17 protein-coding genes are annotated in these 17,711 nt (G+C 38.1%); 6 read left to right on the top strand and 11 right to left on the bottom strand.

Annotated features, from left to right (window positions below):
* Positions 1–415 precede the first annotated feature (415 nt).
* A complete protein-coding gene (locus RMB13_RS09325) occupies positions 416–814 on the bottom strand; it encodes a hypothetical protein (protein ID WP_311085094.1) in 399 nt (132 codons plus the stop codon).
* 166 nt (positions 815–980) lie between these two features.
* On the opposite strand from RMB13_RS09325, the gene RMB13_RS09320 reads away from it, so the two are divergent.
* The 4 genes from RMB13_RS09320 to RMB13_RS09305 all read left to right on the top strand — a co-directional run bounded on the left by RMB13_RS09320 (position 981) and on the right by RMB13_RS09305 (position 4,796).
* A complete protein-coding gene (locus RMB13_RS09320) occupies positions 981–1,550 on the top strand; it encodes a TetR/AcrR family transcriptional regulator (RefSeq protein ID WP_198495696.1) in 570 nt (189 codons plus the stop codon).
* 127 nt (positions 1,551–1,677) lie between these two features.
* Positions 1,678–2,697, top strand: a complete 1,020-nt coding sequence (locus RMB13_RS09315; protein ID WP_311085093.1) for an MBL fold metallo-hydrolase — start codon at positions 1,678–1,680, stop codon at positions 2,695–2,697.
* Positions 2,698–2,885: 188 nt separating this feature from the next.
* Complete coding sequence (locus tag RMB13_RS09310) at positions 2,886–3,434, top strand: Rrf2 family transcriptional regulator (protein WP_311085092.1); 549 nt, start codon at positions 2,886–2,888, stop codon at positions 3,432–3,434.
* A 156-nt stretch (positions 3,435–3,590) separates the two neighbouring features.
* On the top strand, positions 3,591–4,796 hold the full coding sequence (locus RMB13_RS09305; protein ID WP_311085091.1) for an FAD-dependent oxidoreductase: 1,206 nt from the start codon (positions 3,591–3,593) through the stop codon (positions 4,794–4,796).
* Positions 4,797–4,893: 97 nt separating this feature from the next.
* Here the strand turns inward: RMB13_RS09305 and RMB13_RS09300 are convergent, their stop codons facing one another.
* Entirely contained in the window at positions 4,894–5,586 is a 693-nt protein-coding gene (locus RMB13_RS09300; protein ID WP_151826815.1) for a type 1 glutamine amidotransferase domain-containing protein, read from the bottom strand.
* A 156-nt stretch (positions 5,587–5,742) separates the two neighbouring features.
* On the opposite strand from RMB13_RS09300, the gene RMB13_RS09295 reads away from it, so the two are divergent.
* On the top strand, positions 5,743–6,159 hold the full coding sequence (locus tag RMB13_RS09295) for a MerR family transcriptional regulator (protein ID WP_151768034.1): 417 nt from the start codon (positions 5,743–5,745) through the stop codon (positions 6,157–6,159).
* Between the two features lie 89 nt (positions 6,160–6,248).
* Here the strand turns inward: RMB13_RS09295 and RMB13_RS09290 are convergent, their stop codons facing one another.
* From RMB13_RS09290 to RMB13_RS09275, 4 genes are all read right to left on the bottom strand, one after another.
* Positions 6,249–6,824 (bottom strand): dihydrofolate reductase family protein, encoded by a 576-nt coding sequence (locus RMB13_RS09290; RefSeq protein WP_151826816.1) that lies wholly within the window; start codon positions 6,822–6,824, stop codon positions 6,249–6,251.
* Positions 6,825–7,025: 201 nt separating this feature from the next.
* Positions 7,026–8,093 carry a saccharopine dehydrogenase NADP-binding domain-containing protein gene (locus RMB13_RS09285; RefSeq protein WP_311085090.1) on the bottom strand — a complete coding sequence of 356 codons (1,068 nt, stop codon included), beginning with the start codon at positions 8,091–8,093 and terminating at the stop codon, positions 7,026–7,028.
* Between the two features lie 15 nt (positions 8,094–8,108).
* Positions 8,109–9,347: an NADH:flavin oxidoreductase/NADH oxidase family protein gene (locus RMB13_RS09280; protein WP_311085089.1), complete on the bottom strand. Its 1,239-nt coding sequence runs from the start codon at positions 9,345–9,347 to the stop codon at positions 8,109–8,111.
* 196 nt (positions 9,348–9,543) lie between these two features.
* Positions 9,544–9,966, bottom strand: a complete 423-nt coding sequence (locus RMB13_RS09275; protein ID WP_039762534.1) for a MarR family winged helix-turn-helix transcriptional regulator — start codon at positions 9,964–9,966, stop codon at positions 9,544–9,546.
* 191 nt (positions 9,967–10,157) lie between these two features.
* On the opposite strand from RMB13_RS09275, the gene RMB13_RS09270 reads away from it, so the two are divergent.
* Positions 10,158–11,168, top strand: a complete 1,011-nt coding sequence (locus RMB13_RS09270) for an alpha/beta hydrolase (RefSeq protein ID WP_311085088.1) — start codon at positions 10,158–10,160, stop codon at positions 11,166–11,168.
* 89 nt (positions 11,169–11,257) lie between these two features.
* On the opposite strand, the gene actP is transcribed toward RMB13_RS09270, so the two are convergent.
* From actP to RMB13_RS09245, 5 genes are all read right to left on the bottom strand, one after another.
* A complete protein-coding gene (gene actP, locus RMB13_RS09265; protein WP_311085087.1) occupies positions 11,258–12,910 on the bottom strand; it encodes a cation/acetate symporter ActP in 1,653 nt (550 codons plus the stop codon).
* The gene (locus RMB13_RS09260) at positions 12,903–13,214 is read right to left on the bottom strand and encodes a DUF485 domain-containing protein (protein WP_311085086.1); all 312 of its coding nucleotides are present in this window, start codon (positions 13,212–13,214) and stop codon (positions 12,903–12,905) included. Before RMB13_RS09260 ends, actP begins: the two co-directional genes overlap by 8 nt.
* 27 nt (positions 13,215–13,241) lie before the next feature.
* Positions 13,242–14,876 (bottom strand): long-chain-fatty-acid--CoA ligase, encoded by a 1,635-nt coding sequence (locus tag RMB13_RS09255; RefSeq protein ID WP_311085085.1) that lies wholly within the window; start codon positions 14,874–14,876, stop codon positions 13,242–13,244.
* Positions 14,877–15,020: 144 nt separating this feature from the next.
* The gene (locus tag RMB13_RS09250) at positions 15,021–16,904 is read right to left on the bottom strand and encodes a sigma 54-interacting transcriptional regulator (protein WP_311085084.1); all 1,884 of its coding nucleotides are present in this window, start codon (positions 16,902–16,904) and stop codon (positions 15,021–15,023) included.
* A 23-nt stretch (positions 16,905–16,927) separates the two neighbouring features.
* The gene (locus RMB13_RS09245; protein ID WP_192834936.1) at positions 16,928–17,695 is read right to left on the bottom strand and encodes an SDR family NAD(P)-dependent oxidoreductase; all 768 of its coding nucleotides are present in this window, start codon (positions 17,693–17,695) and stop codon (positions 16,928–16,930) included.
* Between the last annotated feature and the right edge of the window lie 16 nt (positions 17,696–17,711).

Raw genomic sequence — 17,711 nt, 5'->3', positions numbered from 1 at the left:
GCCATCAAACCGTTTAAAGATGGGTTAAGTTGTGTCGATATAGCTTTTGGCAAAGGCTGCCAAGAAATAATGAATGTGCAAAGCCAACTCCTTTTTATTGGGAGTTCTGCCAAAGCATTATAAATTATGGTGGCAGAACGGAAGTGGGTTGACGGACTGGGTTCGACATCCAGCACACTCGAAAGTGTCCCACTCCCGTCCTACCGCTACGGGAGGGAACGAGGTGTGCACACATGAAACTATTCCTCAGAAGGAATAATCTGATGTGGTCGATCATCGGTCCGTCAAAACCGACTGGCAATGTAGGCCAGCCCGCAAATGGTAATCTGCAATATTTAAGGTGTCAATGTGAAATTGGCTAGAAAATATTTAATTAATTATTGTTTTTCATTTAATTACATACTTAAGAATATCCTTAAGTATGAGATTTATTTAAGTTAGGCTTAAAAGCTACTCTAACGGTATAAATTGGAAAAAGTGGTTCTAATAGGATAGTTTCATTAAAAATAAAAACTTTAGGGCACAAAGCCATAACGTCGTATATATTTTCAATTATTGATTTCAGCTTAGAAGTAAAGACTGGAATATTCTGATCATCTGCAACAACATAGACATTTTCATTGTGAATTGTTTGCATGCTTTCTAACAACTCATCCATGTCATCAAAATCTTTGAAATCTATATTTTTCCATAAAATATAGTTTTGTTTTATAGGATACATATTCAACTTCGTATAAACATCTTCTACGTCTATATCACTAATAATTTGAAAATCATTTTTGAGCGCATTTTTGCATTCTTCAAATAAGGACATATCTTTTACCTAATTTTCTTTTAAGATTAATAATCTATTCCAGATGTATTTTATAACTTTTCAGGTATTAATTTATCGGATTCTTAGTTCTGCCCTACAAAATATATCTTGCTGTCTTGCTATTTTTATGTATGATTGAGTAATCACTCAATTAATATATTTGTGTATGGCTCGTCCTCGTAGTGAAGATAAACGTAATGCAATTTTAAGTGCTGCTATTGAAACATTGGCAGAGCTTGGCGAACGTGCGTCTACCTCAAAAATTGCCAAAGTCGCTGGTGTAGCAGAAGGTACTTTATTTACCTATTTTAGTAGTAAAGAAGAGTTGCTTAATCAGCTCTATCTTTCACTAAAAGCTGAACTACGTCAGGTCATGATTCTCAATTACCCTGCTCACTCCGATTTGCAAACACAAATGTCTCATATTTGGCAAAGCTATTTGGACTGGAGTTTAGAAGCTCCACTCAAACGCAAAGTAATGGCACAGCTTTCAACCTCTGAACAAATTACCGAGCAAAGCAAACAAATTGGTATGCAAACCTTTTGCGATTTGACCCAAAATATTCAAGAACATATTAATAGTGGAACACTACGTGATTACCCACCGTTATTTATTGCTTCAATTTTGGGGGCACTTGCGGAAGTCACACTGAATTTTATTGCCCAAGACCCTTCTCAAACCGAGCGTTATCGCAAATCGGGTTTTGAAGCATTTTGGCATGCAGTTTCAATATAAATAAAAGATAAGGACCTACGGCGTCCTTATTTTTGAACCAATTAATGAGTGAGTAAATACTCATTAATAAGTACTCTTAAAGTTCTTATTTGCACATATAGGTTTATTCCACTAAAGGAAAAACAAGATGACTATTTCAAACACAACAGACTTGCCTTCTCCCTTAATGCCGTCACAGCAACACGATGGCAAATTTAGAAATACACGTCCGAACCAGCACAAGCCTTCTTTTGGTAAGTCGCTTCAGTTGATGTGGAAGTTTCTATTTAACAAACCGAAAGACACAGTTCCAAACAAACAAATTCCTATTTTAAGCTTGTCGAAAGAACAACTTCTTAGTGCACCTGACCGCTCTCTCTTTCGTCTGGGGCACTCGACCATATTGTTAAAATTGCGCGATGAGTTTTGGCTAACTGACCCTGTTTTTTCGGAGCGCGCATCGCCTTTTCAGTGGATTGGGCCAAAACGTTTTCACCAACCGCCAATCAGCATTGCCGAACTACCGCCAATTAAAGGCGTGATTTTGTCGCATAACCACTACGACCACTTGGACTACCATGCAGTTATGCAACTTAAAGACAAAGTTGAGCATTTCATAACACCGCTTGGTGTGGGTGATGCCCTGATTAAATGGGGTATTGCAGCAGAAAAAGTTCAACAACTCGACTGGTGGGATACGACACATATTGATGGTTTAGAACTGGTTGCCACCCCTGCCCATCATTTTTCGGGTCGAAGCTTGAGTGACAGTAATGCAACGTTGTGGGCATCGTGGGTAATTATTGATAATGATCTACGTGTATTTTTTAGCGGTGATACGGGATATTTTGATGGCTTTAAAGAAATCGGAAATCGATATGGGCCCTTCGATCTCACCATGATTGAAACTGGAGCTTATGACCCAGAATGGCCCGATGTTCACATGCAACCAGAGCAAACTTTACAAGCACATATCGATTTAAAAGGTCGTCATTTGTTGCCTGTGCACAATGGGACTTTTGACTTGGCGCTTCATGCTTGGGATGACCCGTTTGAACGTATTGTCGGTTTAGCTAAGCAAAAAGATTTAGGCATTAGCACACCGCAAATGGGTGAAATCCTAAATCTGAACGAGCCAAATGTAGAAAATTATTGGTGGCGTTCGTAAGTTTTTTTGATAGTTTTTAAATTATTTATTTCTCTTTAATGGTATTTAAATTCAGATATATAACGTCAATTTTCCTTATTTACATTCTCTTTAAATAAAACTAAGACCAACTTTGTCTTAGTTTTATTGTTGACTATAAACACAGACCGAGTTAGTCTGTGTTTGTAATTGATCAATTATGAAATTAAATGGCTTATATCACTAGTAGCGTCGAGTATGCGATTCACTGTCTTCTTTTTCTTGTGAACAATGAAGATAAACCTTTGAGTAGTAAGGATTTGGCTGAATTACAAGGAGTCTCTCCGAGTTTTATGGCTAAGATTTTTCCTAAACTTGAAAAGGCAGGTCTCGTTATTGCTCAAGAAGGTGTTCGTGGTGGGTATTTACTCGCTCGATCCGCTCATGAAATCAGTTTTTTAGATATCGTGAATGCAATCGAAGGTGAAAAACCGCTTTTTGAGTGCCAAGAAGTCCGTGGGAAATGTGCAGTCTTTAATCATGCCCCGCCAGATTGGGCAACCAGTGGTGTGTGTGCAGTGCATGCTGTGATGTTACAGGCCGAAAAAGCCATGCGAGATGCGCTAGATGCTCATACACTTGGCGATATTGCAGACCGTTTTGGCCGTTATGCACCCGACGTGTTTTTTAGTGATGTAAATGTCTGGATCAATGAACGCATAGAAGGAAGAACAGCAAAAATGCGGAAAAATAAAATATCGCGGGACACCCCCGACTAATGAGCTGATAGGGCCTCAAACCCTAAGCTAAAACTCCCCTAATCGTTTTAAACGCCTTCTCAGATTTTTCGGACAATCAGAGAAAGGATTCGCTCACCCTAAATTTGTGATGAGCTGGAATTTGTTGTCCGAAAAATCGATCAAAAGGATAATCAAATGAGTAAGCGTATTATTATTGCTGGTTCTGGCTTTGCTGGTTTATGGGCTGCACTTGCTGCACAAAGAGCAATTCACCTAGCTTCGCAAGAACAAAATATTGAAGTAGTGATGATTTCCCCTAGCCCGAATGTTGGTATTCGCCCTCGTCTTTATGAAGCTGTACTAGAAAACATGAACCCTGATATTTCAGAGTTATTAAGTGTAGTTGGGGTTAAATATCTAGCAGGTTGGGTAAATCAAATTGATGTCGACCGACAGAGCATCGAAGTTTCAACCACCGATGGCAACAAACAAACCTTAAGCTATGACCGTTTTATTCTGGCAACCGGAAGTACTACGTTTATGCCCCCGATACCGGGCCTTACCGAGTATGGCTTTAGCGTAAGTACCCTAGAAGATGCTGAAAAATTAGACCAACATCTTAAAAACTTAGCCAATAAACCTGCAAATGCAGCACGTAATACTATTGTAGTTGCAGGTGGCGGTTTAACTGGGCTAGAAACTGTCACTGAAATGCCTGAACGTCTGCATAGTATTTTAGGTGAAACTGATGTGCGTGTAGTTTTAGTTGATTCCTCAACAGAAATTGGTGCGGCAATGGGTGACCAAGCTGCTACAGTTATTCGAGAAGCTCTTAGCGAGCTAGGTGTTGAAGGTAAAGCTGGCCTACGAGTTACAGCACTCGATGCATCAGGGGTAACACTTTCTAATGGCGAAAAAATTGAAACAGAAACCGTCATTTGGACAGCTGGCATGCGTGCTAACTCGCTCACCTCTCAAATTGCTGGTGAAAAAGATAATTTAGGCCGTTTGATTGGGGATGCTTATTTACATGCACCTGAAGCAAAAAATGTTTTTGTGACGGGAGATACTGTAAAAGTTCCAACCGATGATTTAGGTAATTTTAACGTGATGTCTTGCCAACATGCCATGAGCCTAGGCCGTGTAGCAGGTTACAATGCTGCGGCAGAATTGGTTGATTTACCACTTCATCCATACAGTCAACCGAAGTATGTGACGTGTGTTGACTTAGGTCCTTGGGGCGCACTCTATAGCGAAGGTTGGGATCGTCAGGTTCAATTTGTGCGTGATGAAGCTAAAAAAATTAAACAAGAAATTAATACCATCTGGATTTATCCACCAGCCGCAGACCGCGAAGCAGTTTTTGCAATAGCTAACCCTGATTTTGTGATTGTTCCTTAAAGTTAGCCTTGCTAGATCACACCACTTTATTTAAACAGTCGAAAAGCAAAACCGTCACTGGTTTTGCTTTTCTAGTTTATATTTGAATCATTAACAATTATGACTTTTCTAGCTCTTCTACTATTGCTAAAGCCGTCTTTCTAGCTGAAAAAGGGTTTTGACCTGTAATTAACTTGCCGTCTTGAACGACATATGGAGCAAAAGGAATAAAAGCTTTTTCATAATGAGCGCCGTATTCTTTCGCTAACTCTTCGGCATTGTACGGCACTTTTTTTGCTACCCCTGCCAAAACCTCTTCACTCCAAGCAAAGCCTGTTAACTTCTTATCTTTTATCAGTCGCTCACCATTTGAAAGTCGTACATTAAGTAACCCACAGTAGCCATGACAAACACTTGAAACAATGCCGCCTTTTTCATAAATGTTTTTGGTAATTTCTTGGAGCTCTGGGTTATCTAAAAAATCCCACATCACCCCGTGACCACCTGTGTAGTAAATCACGTCATAGTCTTGCCAATTGATATCTGAGGGCTTAAAGGTATTTGCTAACAGCGTAATAAAAGCTTGATCTTTTTCTCGGTCTTTAACAGATTTATCAGCAACTAACGGTGCAAGCGATTTTGGTTCAATCGGGGTTTTGCCACCATTTGGACTGACAATGTCTTGCACATAACCTTGCTTTTCAAATTCATCATAGGCATGAGTGAGCTCGCCTAACCACAGCCCTGTTTGTTGATCTACATCCTTATAGCGTGAAACATTGGTCACGACGTGTAATATGCGTTTAGACATTTTCTCACCTCATTTTTCATATTTATAATTCTATTCTTTCGTCTATCAAAGCATAGAAAGTTGTTACTGAAAGTGTGTGCTTGGTAAAGTTATGAACCTTGCTTTTATGTTACTATAAGTCTAAAGTTAGCTTGAATGTCAAGAGAGTATGTGGCTATGAATATTAGCGAGTTATCGAAACTAAGTGGTTTAAGCACCCCTACAATTCGTTACTACGAGCAAATCAAACTCTTACCTAAAGCAAAAAGAAAATCGAATGGCTATCGTGAATATACCGATAATGATTTGAAGCAACTTTCTCTCATTCAGCAAGCCCAGCAAGTTGGGTTTTCTTTAGCTGAAATTAAAGGTTTTTTGCCCTCGAAAGTTGTCGCTTGGGATCATGATGCACTTATTCAAACGATTGAAACCAAAATTCAGGAAATAGAACTTTTAGAACAAAAGCTAAAAGTTAGTAAGCAAAACTTACGCACTATGATTCACGCCATTAATGATAAACCCGATGAAATTACGTGTGAGCAAAATGCAGAACGGCTTATGACCCTCTATTTCGACAAAGTAAATACACCTTAGTTTTAAACTTTAAATAGAACTTTTGTTGAAAAAACCAATTACAGGCGAACGCTGTAATTGGTTTTTTCATATAAATATTATAGAAAAAATTAGCTTATCTTTTGATAGTGAAGACCGAGAGCTCCAGAAGCAAACGTTTTATTTTCAATAAGTTTAAGATTGGTCTTTTGCTGAATGCCTTGAAACAGTGGCAAGCCCTTACCAATCAGCACGGGCGAAACTGTAATTTTATATTCATCAATTAAATCAAGTTGCATCAAATAGTGCGCGAATCGAGGACTCCCCAGAATCACCATATCCTTACCCGCTTGCTGTTTCAGCTTATTAATTTCTTCTTCGACATGGTCTTTTACAAGACGAGAATTATTCCATTCAACCGTATCTAATGTGGTTGAAAAAACGATTTTTTCAGTCTTTTCAATCCACTCAGCATGATTGCGTTCATGCTCTGAAGCTTCTGGATTTGAAAGCATGGTTGGCCAGTAATTATGCATCATCTGGTAGGTCGCTCGTCCCCAAATTACCGTATCGGCAGTGCTCAAAATTTCTTTGGCATGATTTGCTAAATCGGCATCGTAAGCAATCCAACCTATGTCCATTGCCCCATTTGGACCTTCCACGAAACTGTCTAGGGATGCATGTAGAAATAGTATGAGTTTTCTCATTATTCTCATTCCTTTGTTATGAAAAAGATTTATCGCTTTTTAGTATATTCAATTTGAATTATTTCTTATTGAGTGTTTTGTTTTCTGTTTTTCTTTTTATCCATATTAAGCCGCATTTACTTGAAATATTTAAAAATAACCCGAACAAGAATGACTCCTTGTTCGGGACGATCTATAAACATGCTGTTTTAATAAAAGCTTTTAATTAATGACCAGCGGACCAGAACCCGGCAGCTCGGTCACTAATTTATAGCCCATCAGCTTTGCTGGCGTATATGTACCGCCTTTCACGGTATTTTTGAGTAAATAATTCAGCACAGTCAGTGAACCATTTACGGTAAGGCTATACGCATTTTCCGTTTGGATGCGGGCAGTTTTGATTTCCCCACGCGTATTTCTTGCCTCACCCCAAACATAGGTAGGTACTTTCGCGCGAAGTTCCTCATTTGGTCCCACAACCGTTTTTTCAATACGCGACTTAATAAACTTCTGCACAGCATTAATTTTTAATACTGGGCGTAAATAGTTCATCATTTTCGCACCAAAAATCATTTTAGGGAATGCAGGTACAAACACTTCAATGTTTGGAATACCTGTTGTATAGAATGCAGTAGATACGTCTCCCCACGGAACACTCATGGCACTTTTTTTACCGTCACCAAAATCAATGGTCCTAACATAATGTGCTAATGGAACGGTGGTAATTTTTCCGTTTTTACGAATTTTTCCGCCTTCGGCCATGCCTTCTGTACTTGTTTTAGCAGTACCCGGTGAAAACCCTGTTCTAGAGTCAAAACCAAGTGCTAAATGGGTCGCATCTGGCAATGCTTCTTTCAGTGCCGCGGCAACACAATCTGTCGGAATCACATCGAAACCAACACCCGGACAAAGCACAATATCGGCTTTTTCAGCTTGGCTGTTAAGTGACTGTGCCAATTCAAATACAGAGATTTCACCCGTAATATCTAAATAGTGAGCGCCTGCTTTAATACACGCTTCCATCATGGGTTTTGATGTTGCTGAAAATGGCCCTGCACAGTGCATGACCAGTTTAAAGCCTTGCAGTTGCTCACTTACTGCATCTACGTTATCAAGCCCAAAAGCTTTATAGTCGAGCCCCAACTCTTGAGCTAATGTTTCAACCTTAGCTTTGTTACGACCAGCCAAAGTTGGTTTTAGACCTTGGCGTACAGCTTCACGAGCGATTAACTCGCCCGTGTAGCCATTTGCTCCATAAATTATCCAGTTTGAATCGTTAGGATTTGTCATAACACAACTCACTTATTAAGAAGCAAATGTATAGTCACGCATGCCTTTTTTGTATTGGCGGGTACGGCATGACATCGCTGATTGTTGCAAAATTAAAGCCCAAGCTGCTGAAACATTTGGTTTTGTTTTTTTACCAGCGCTTAAATTACGTAACTGGAATTTCACCACTGCCATATTGGCAAGAGAAGCGAATGTTTTATTTTCCCACGTAATTGGCTTGAGTTCAGGTGAAACATTTTTGCCTTGTTTCCAAGCATTTGGCAAGTCAGGTTCAATCGCTAAAGCTGTGGCAATACCGACCATATCTACACCACTTTCAACTACTTTTTCTGCCACTTGTTTACGGCGTATGCCACCTGTCACCATGACAGGCATTTTGGCAACTTTACGAATCTCCTGTGCAAACTCTAAAAAGTAAGCTTCGCGAGCAAGTGTTCGGCCATCACGCGCTTGACCTTGCATTGCAGGTGCTTCATAGCTACCGCCTGAAAGTTCAACCAAATCAACTGCATGTTCATTTAGCATTTTCACCACTTGTTGAGCATCTTCAGCGCTAAACCCACCGCGTTGGAAATCGGCTGAATTTAGTTTTACTGCAACAGTAAACTGAGGTGAAACCACTTTACGAACTGCTTCCACAATTTCAATTAAAATGCGAGCGCGGTTTTCTAAAGAACCACCCCACTGATCTTGGCGTTTATTGCTGAGTGGAGAAAGAAACTGGCTTAATAAATAACCATGCGCTGCATGAATTTCTACACCAGTAAACCCTGCTTTTTCACCTAAACGCGCCGTATTTGCAAAACGTTGAATCACCTCTGCAATCATAGATTCAGTCATTTCGATTGGTGTGTTAAAGCGATTTGACATTTTGCCAAGATCAAGTGAAATAGCCGATGGTGCCCAAGTCTGCTGACCAAGGTTCGCTTGCATTTGACGCCCCGGATGGTTAATTTGAAGCCAAATCTGAGCACCTTTTGAACGACCAATTTGTGCCCATTTTTTAAAAGTATCCAGATGCTTTTCATCTTCAAGCACTACCCCGCCCGGTCCAGTCATCGCTCGGCGGTCTACCATCACATTTCCAGTAATGATTAGACCGACACCACCATTTGCCCAAGCTTGATATAAACGCATTAATTCTTCTGATGGTGCATGGTTTAAATCAGCCATGTTTTCTTCCATTGCTGCTTTAGCAATACGGTTAGGAACATATGAGCCATTAGGGAATACTAATTTTTCGAACACTTTCATTGGAATGACCTCATTCAGTATGGTTTTACTTTAAGCTTAAAGCGAACTTTAATGTCAATACCTTTTATTACTTCTATATTTAATCAATTGTATTCATTAATTTTTCATATAAAAAAGAGGCTTTCAAATGCCTCTTATTTAAGTTTAAAGCTTCAAATTATTCGCAGATAAAAATTATTTTTAGTTAAAGAAAACTTTATAAATCTTCCAATAATTTCAAAGAAAGCTTTCTTAGCATAGTCAGCTCCTCATCATTCATATGCATCGAACATCGCAATTGATTGGGTAGATCAATCACTTTTTCTTTTATCTCTAAAGCTTTGTCCGTCAATATTACTTTTTTTACCCGCTCATCTTCTTTGATTGATACCCTCTTCAGAAACTCTTTTGCTTCAAGTTTTTGAACCAATGGCGTTAAAGTGCCTGAGTCAAATAACGTCTTTTCACCGAGTTCTTTGAGAGAAATATCATCTTCTTCGTACAAAGCTAAAAGAACGATGAATTGAGGGTAAGTTAAATCGAAATCTTTAAGTAATGGACGGTACTGGCGCGTAAGTGCATTCGCCACTGAATAAAGCGAAAAACAGAGCTGATCGCCTAATATATTGTTTTCTTTCATATTTAAACCAAAAATTAAAATTATCTAAAAATTATTATAAATAATTCTTGACCATAAGTATCTTGCGTGCAAGTATTATATACACAAGATAAATGTTGGGCTGAGCTTTGGATAGAACCAACTTCATATTGGACACAAAGCCTTGGCTCAAAGTTGTATTTAAAATTTCTAACTTAAAGTGAGTTTTCACCATGAAAATCGCAACAGCTTTATTAACATCTGCTCTTTTCACTACAGCTGTTTCAGCTGAAGCTATAAATACCCCTGCTCCGACTACGGGTGTACAAGCCTTCCTAAACGTACTCAATTCGGGTAACGGCAAACCAATGGAATTGATGACTCCAAATGAAGCTCGTCAAGTTTTAATCGGCGCACAAAAGGGAGCGAAACTTCCACCAGCACAAGTTTCAGAGAAAACAATTCAAATAAATGGTCAAAGCATTCAACTAAAAATTGTTAAACCAGAAAATGCTAAAGGCGTTCTTCCTGTATTTATGTTCTTCCATGGTGGCGGTTGGGTGTTGGGCGACTTTGCTACTCATGAACGCTTAATTCGTGATTTAGTTCGTGAGTCTGGTGCGGCGGCTGTATACGTTAACTATACGCCTTCTCCAGAAGCTCACTTCCCTGTAGCAATTAATCAGTCATATGAAGCAACCAAATGGGTCGCTAAACATGGTAAAGAAATTGGTGTTGATGGTAGCCGTTTAGCTTTAGTAGGTAATAGTGTTGGTGGCAACATGGTTGCTGCTGTTGCCCTTCAGATTAAACAATCTGGTGGTCCAAAAGTGCGTTACAACGTAATGTTGTGGCCTGTTACCAATGCTGGTTTCGACGATGCTTCTTACAATCAGTATGAAAAAGGATACTTCCTGACTAAGAACATGATGAAATGGTTCTGGGACAACTACACAACCAATGCCAATGATCGCAACAATATTTTGGCATCACCACTTCGTGCTACAAGCGAACAGCTAAAAGGCTTCCCACCTACATTAATTCAAACAGCTGAATTAGATGTATTACGTGATGAAGGTGAAGCTTTTGGCCGTAACTTAGATAAAGCTGGTGTTCCCGTGACTGTAACTCGTTATAACGGTTTGATTCATGACTATGGCCTGTTAAATCCGTTAAGCAACGAACCATCTGTCAAAACTGCATTATCACAAGCTGGATCTGAACTTCAAAAGCATTTGAAATAATGCTTTAAGGCAGTACTAATAATGTAAGTCTAATAAAGAAAGCATGATTTTTTAATCATGCTTTCTTACTTTTGGGTTCTTGAACAAACTTAATGCAAAGGCATTTTTTCAAACGAACCTTGTTGAGCACCAAGCTCTGAACGTACCACCTGTAACTCAAAGCCCTGTCTGTCTAACTCGGCTCTTTTACTTTTATCAGTCAAAGAAACGACGATACTCACCAAAAATGCGAGTGGCATAGAAAACAAAGCTGGATTATCAAATGGGAATATTGCTTTTTCATGGCCTAGTACACCAACCCAAACTGTCGGTGATAAAACTACAAAAGTAATTGCCGAAATGATTCCGACAAACCCACCAAATATAGCGCCGCGTGTGGTTAAATCTTTCCAATACATAGAAAGAATAAGTACAGGAAAGTTAGCGGAAGCAGCAATACCAAATGTAAGTCCCATTAAAAAAGCGATGTTCATTTTTTCAAATAAAATTCCGCATGCTATGGCAATTACACCAAGAACTACCACTGAAAGTCGAGATACAACCATTTCCTGCTTTTCAGTTGCCTTGCCTTTTTTAATTACTTTTTGAAATAAATCATGGGAAATCGCAGAAGCGCCAGCAAGTGCCAAGCCAGCCACTACAGCTAAAATCGTTGCAAATGCTACGGCAGATAAGAAACCTAGCAATAAATTTCCTCCTAGGGCTTTTGCTAGATGCATTGCAACCATGTTACTACCACCAATTAAATCTCCACCGAGTTGCCCATCTACAAAATATTGAGGATTAGTACCTACTATGGCGATGGAAGCTAAACCTAAAATACAAACTACAATAAAGAAGTAACCAATATAACCAGAAGCATAAAAGACTGAACGGCGTGCTTCAGCAGCATTTGGAACTGTAAAAAAGCGCATAAGAATATGTGGTAAACCTGCTAAACCAAAGATCAATCCAATAGACATAGAGAGTGTATTAATCGGGTTGGATAGCATTGGACCAGGTTCTAAAACCTTTTGCCCGAGTTTATGTGCATTTACGGCAGCCTCAGCCATATTATTTAAACTAAAACCAAACGCTTTAAATGCCAGAAAGACTAGAACTGTTCCACCAAATAGCAAAAGAATAGCTTTAACTATTTGTATCCATGTGGTTGCAAGCATTCCTCCGAAAATGACATACACCAGCATTAGACAACCGACCAGCATGACGGCAATTTTATAATCTAGACCAAACAGTAATTTAATGAGCTGACCTGCACCCACCATTTGCAAAATTAAATAGCAACATACAACAATAAGTGAACCACACGTTGCCAAAATACGGGTGCGCTGCGGATCTAATCGATACGAAACAATATCTGCAAATGTATATTTACCAAGGTTTCTTAGTCTTTCAGCCATTAAGAAAGTTAAAATCGGCCAGCAAACAAAAAAGCCCGTTACATAGATAAAACCATCATAACCTTTGAAGAAGACCATACTTGAAATACCAAGTAAGGTTGATGCCGACATATAGTCTCCGGCAATTGCTAAGCCATTTTGCTTAGCTGAAATGGCATTGCCTGCCGTATAAAAATCTTCTTTCGATACTGTTTTCTTTGCAGCTTTAAAAGTAATAAATAATGAAAGGCCGACTACACATGCAAACATGATAATTGCGGTCCAATTTCTTGGCTCAGTTTGGGCAGCCCAAACAGCAGGACTTAGTAAAGTCAGAAGAGTAAAAGTAATATATTTATTCATAATGATATTCCTTTCTTAATTTTTCTTTTTGTTTGTCAAAATATTGATTTGTAATAAATATATATAAGCTCGTTATGACCCAGCTCGATACAATGACTATTGCAGCAATCGGTAAACCAATTGTGATTTTGCTTGCCTCTAGTGGCATTGCAAGCAATTCAGGGCGAAAGGTGGCGGTTCCTATAAAAATAAAGTAAATGCTGAGTACAATTAAACTTAGAAAAACGGCGAATCGATTTCTCTGCTTTACCATTTTTTTAAATTTCATATCTAAAACGATATTTGCTTCCTGAGGGTAGTTCATATAAAAAGTCCTTTTTTATGTTGATCATTATTTACATTCAGCAAAAGCACTATTGGTAAAATAGTCGTGATAACGTTCTCTCAATATTTTTTTACTGATTTTTCCAGTGGGCGTATGCGGTATTTCTTCAACCAATATGGTTGCTGACGGAATGGCCCATTTATGTAATTTGGATGATAGAAAAACGACAATTTCAGAATGTTCAATTTTTTCTTGTGGAGATTTTGGCACCAAAATTAAAAGTGGGCGTTCTCCCCATTTCGGATGATTGGCAGCAATAACGGCGGCTTCTGCAACTTTTTCATATCCCATCGCTGCATTTTCAACTTCAACACTACTGACCCACTCTCCTCCTGACTTGATCATATCTTTGGCACGGTCTGTAATATGCATATATCCATATTTATCTATGCACGCGATATCTCCCGTATCGAACCATTTGTCCTCTTCTTCTAATGCTTTGGGTTGATTGATATATTGCTTGGCAATTGTATGGCCGCGTACTTCTAGAATACCTTCATGCATCCCATCGTGAGGAAGCAATTGATGATTTTCATCACGCAATCTCATTTGAATACCAAAGATAGGTTTGCCACATTTAATCGATTGGGTTTCGATATTATTTTTGATTTGATCTAATCGATTACAGACCGCCATTGAACTGGTTTCAGTCATTCCCCAAGCATTTTCAACAGAAATTCCATAATGGCTCAAAGACTCAATAAGCGAATATGGCGCAGCTGAACCGCCAGATATCGCCCGTTTTAAACTGACTGATGAAATATGGTGGTCTTCAAGATAATTTTTAAAAGAATTCCAGATGGTCGGAACAGCCATAGAAATATCGACGTGTTCTGATTGAATCAGATTGAAAATTTTCTCGGTTTGACCTGCAAACGAATGAGGCCAAACGATTTTTGCTCCTGATAAAACCGCGTTAAATGGCATTCCCCATGCACTAATATGATAAAGCGGAACCAAAGGCATGATACAGCTATCATGCGTTAAGCCAATCGCATTTGGCATAGCGAGTATTAATGCATGCAATACGGTACTACGATGGGAGTAAAGAACACCTTTAGGATCACCAGTAGTACCTGATGTATAGCAAAGACCACTTGCACGTTCTTCAGGGATATCTGGCCAATCATATTGAGGCTGCTCTAGAGCAATGAGTTCTTCATAAAACACAAAATCAAATTGTGCTTTTAGGTTTTTATTCGGATAACCAAGCACAATAAAATGTTTTATGACTGGCTTTATATTGTCATAAATAGAATCAACTAATGCCAAACAATCTGGTTCAATAATGAGTACTTCATCTTGAGCAGAATTGATAATTTGAATGAGTTGTTCAGGCGCCAATTTAGGATTAATTGTATGGTAAATTCTTCCCGTACATGGAATGGCATAGTGCAATTCAAAATGCTGATATGAGTTCCATGCCATCGTTCCGACTTTAGCATCAGAACTTATATTTAATCGGTCTAGCGCATTGGCAAACTGAGCTACACGTTCAAAAGCATCTTTATATGTATATCGATGTTTAGTTATCCCATCTGCTTTCAAAGTCACAATTTCTTGATCTGCGTAAACTGTCAAAGCATGCTGCATTATTGAAGTAATGTTTAAATTACAATGCATCATTAATCCATTCGTCATTCTTATTTCCTCACACAATTTAGCAACTGATTCAGATGCTTATATGAGTCAATGCAACTATGATGCCAAATTATTTTATTATTAGTTTCAATAACTTACTTAATTTTACTGTTTTTCTTTTTTGAAAAAATTTCAATTTTGAAATTAGTGATTTATGAGTTTCATTCTACGCCATAAAGTCGTTCGACTAATCCCAAGTTTTTGTGCAGCAAGATCTAAATCACCATCTACTTCTGCAAGTGTTTGCTCAATTAAACTCAATTCTTGATTAACCTTTACCTCTTTTAATAAAGGTTGCGCCGTGTAGTGATTTTGAGATTGAAATAGCTCGGGTAACTGTTGCTTTAAAAATTCTGGAGATAAAATTTCATGATCAAGCTGTAACAGCACATTGATTCTTTCAACAATATTTTCAAGTTCGCGGATATTGCCCGGCCAAGAATAGTGTAAAAAAGCCTTCTGTAAAATATTTGGCAAATCATCCAGTGTTTTTCTATATTTCTCTAGAAAGGAATTTGCTAAATATAAGATATCTTCTTTTCGTTCATTTAAAGACGGTGTATACACTCTTAAAATATTTAAACGATAGTAGAGATCTGCCCGAAAGGTTCCATTTCGTACTAACTCTTCTAAGTTCGCATGAGTTGCAGCAATCACGCGTATATCTAAATGATGACTCACCACTGAGCCTAAGCGGTTAATTTGTCTTTCTTGTAAGACTCGTAAAAATCTAGTTTGTAGATGTAATGGCATATCTCCAATTTCATCTAAAAAAAGCGTACCCGTATGAGCAGCTTCAATGAGGCCAATACGCCCATTTTTCTTAGCCCCAGTAAAGGCACCTTCTTCATAACCAAATAACTCGCTTTCTAACAAGCTTTCTGGAAAAGACGCACAGTTAATTGCAACAAATGGTGCTTTATAACGGCTGCTATGATTATGAATACTTTGTGCTAAAACTTCTTTACCTGTACCACTTTCACCAGTAATGAGAATGGTACTATCGGTTTTTGCATATGCTTTGGATAACTTGATGATTTGTTGAAAATTAGCGTTTTTCGTCAAAATCTGGTCAAAGGTATATCTTGTATTAAAATTCTTTGATGAAACCTTTCTAAACTGACTATTAGACTGCTCTAATGCATTTAGTTCCTGCACTCTTAAGATATAGCCATCTATATAGTCATTTTTTAGTTTGGAAATATATACAGCAAGTTTTAAATTTTTAAATTGAACGAGTTGATGACTGTTTTCTTGATCGATATCGAAGTTTAATCCTTCAAAAATTTCGAGTGCTGATTTGTTTAAAACGTCTAAAGAGTCTTTTTCAAGTAACGAACTCATTGAATTATTAATTAAAGAAATCTTTTTTTGCTTTGTAATAAAACAAATGCCTTCATTTAAGTGATTAAATATCTCGGTTAAACGTAAGGTTGAATATTGTTCTCTGCGAATTTTTTCAAGCGTACGTAAGGCATTTTGCAGAAGATCTTTTAAAGACGGCACACTAATCGCCAAATGTCCGACTAGATTTTCATTCAGTGCTAGCTCTACTGCAACAGGCGAGCCAATAATGGCATCAAAACCTTGATTTTTAATTAAATGAATTGTTTTTTTAGCATCTAAATATGAATCATAGTTAAACTGTTGTATATCTAAAGCAAAAATATCTGAGTAGTTCTCAAGATCGACCGTAGATGTATTCCCAACCAAAGCAATGCGCTTATATTGTTTTAAGTTTGATATGGCCTGAATGACATCAAAAGTACCAGTTCGAATGACCTGAATATCAATGTTTAATTTCTTTTGTAGAAAACTTGCGGTTGCTCCCGTACATAGAAGAATCTGACAGCCATTTTCTACTAAGCTTTGAGCAACATCTTGTACATCTGAAATATGGCATTCCACCAAATCAATTTCGTTCGACTCTACTTCACTAATCGCCTGCTCAACCAAAGAACGAAAACCATTAATATTAGGTTTTTTAATATAGGTGACCAAAATATTAATTGGTTTTCGATTAAGCATTTTTTACTCCATTAAAAAACGTTTTATATAGGCGCAGCGCTATGACCGCCATCGACTTTAATTTCGATACCTGTTATGCCTTGACCTGCTTGCGAAGCAAGTAACAGTAAAGGTCCATTTAAGTCATCAAATTCTACAAACTTCCTTGTTGGAATTTTCTTTAAAAGCTGTTGGCCCAATTCGCCAGTTAAATATTCTTCATTAATTTCAGTAACCATATAGCCTGGGGCGATAGCATTTACATTTATACCAAATCTAGCCAGTTCTACTGCCATAACTTCTGTTAAATGGCGTAACCCTGCCTTTGATGCACAGTATGGACTAACGCCAAGGTTTGTAGACTGAGACAGAATTGACGTGATATTGATGATCGATCCTTTACGACAAGCCTTAACCATATGTTGCACAACTTCTTGTGCACATTGCCAAGGTGCTTTAAGGTTAGTATCGACAATCTTATCCCAATCTTCATCGTTATAGTCTAAGAAACGCTTGGTATCACTCACACCTGCATTATTAATTAGAACATCTACTGTGACTCCTTCAGCTTCCAAAGAAGTAAGCATATCTTTCACAGCGGAACGGTCATTTACATCTAATGCAAAGGTATGAACTTGTACGCCATATTCATTTTTTATATGTGATTCTAATTCTTTCAATCGCTCTAACCGTCTGGCACAAATAACGATATTGGCGCCTTCTTTTGAAAATAATTCAGCTATGTGATGCCCTAGACCACTTGAAGCACCCGTAATTAAAATATATTTATCTTTTACATCAAAAATATTCATTCTCTTATCCCTGTTT

The sequence above is a fragment of the Acinetobacter sp. V102_4 genome, from assembly GCF_031799005.1.
Taxonomy (GTDB): domain Bacteria; phylum Pseudomonadota; class Gammaproteobacteria; order Pseudomonadales; family Moraxellaceae; genus Acinetobacter; species Acinetobacter calcoaceticus.
Note: the sequence above shows the minus strand (reverse complement) of the source record. Positions and strands in the feature narration are given on the sequence as shown.

Bases quoted from the DNA above. Each gene is read 5' to 3' on its own strand.
- RMB13_RS09280 (WP_311085089.1), bottom strand. From the start codon at position 9,347: ATGAAAGTGTTCGAAAAATTAGTATTCCCTAATGGCTCATATGTTCCT.
- actP (WP_311085087.1), bottom strand. From the start codon at position 12,910: ATGAATAAATATATTACTTTTACTCTTCTGACTTTACTAAGTCCTGCT.
- RMB13_RS09285 (WP_311085090.1), bottom strand. From the start codon at position 8,093: ATGACAAATCCTAACGATTCAAACTGGATAATTTATGGAGCAAATGGC.
- RMB13_RS09295 (WP_151768034.1), top strand. From the start codon at position 5,743: ATGAATATTAGCGAGTTATCGAAACTAAGTGGTTTAAGCACCCCTACA.
- RMB13_RS09315 (WP_311085093.1), top strand. From the start codon at position 1,678: ATGACTATTTCAAACACAACAGACTTGCCTTCTCCCTTAATGCCGTCA.
- RMB13_RS09290 (WP_151826816.1), bottom strand. From the start codon at position 6,824: ATGAGAAAACTCATACTATTTCTACATGCATCCCTAGACAGTTTCGTG.
- RMB13_RS09305 (WP_311085091.1), top strand. From the start codon at position 3,591: ATGAGTAAGCGTATTATTATTGCTGGTTCTGGCTTTGCTGGTTTATGG.
- RMB13_RS09325 (WP_311085094.1), bottom strand. From the start codon at position 814: ATGTCCTTATTTGAAGAATGCAAAAATGCGCTCAAAAATGATTTTCAA.
- RMB13_RS09275 (WP_039762534.1), bottom strand. From the start codon at position 9,966: ATGAAAGAAAACAATATATTAGGCGATCAGCTCTGTTTTTCGCTTTAT.
- RMB13_RS09320 (WP_198495696.1), top strand. From the start codon at position 981: ATGGCTCGTCCTCGTAGTGAAGATAAACGTAATGCAATTTTAAGTGCT.
- RMB13_RS09255 (WP_311085085.1), bottom strand. From the start codon at position 14,876: ATGACGAATGGATTAATGATGCATTGTAATTTAAACATTACTTCAATA.
- RMB13_RS09300 (WP_151826815.1), bottom strand. From the start codon at position 5,586: ATGTCTAAACGCATATTACACGTCGTGACCAATGTTTCACGCTATAAG.
- RMB13_RS09260 (WP_311085086.1), bottom strand. From the start codon at position 13,214: ATGAACTACCCTCAGGAAGCAAATATCGTTTTAGATATGAAATTTAAA.
- RMB13_RS09310 (WP_311085092.1), top strand. From the start codon at position 2,886: ATGGCTTATATCACTAGTAGCGTCGAGTATGCGATTCACTGTCTTCTT.
- RMB13_RS09250 (WP_311085084.1), bottom strand. From the start codon at position 16,904: ATGCTTAATCGAAAACCAATTAATATTTTGGTCACCTATATTAAAAAA.
- RMB13_RS09245 (WP_192834936.1), bottom strand. From the start codon at position 17,695: ATGAATATTTTTGATGTAAAAGATAAATATATTTTAATTACGGGTGCT.
- RMB13_RS09270 (WP_311085088.1), top strand. From the start codon at position 10,158: ATGAAAATCGCAACAGCTTTATTAACATCTGCTCTTTTCACTACAGCT.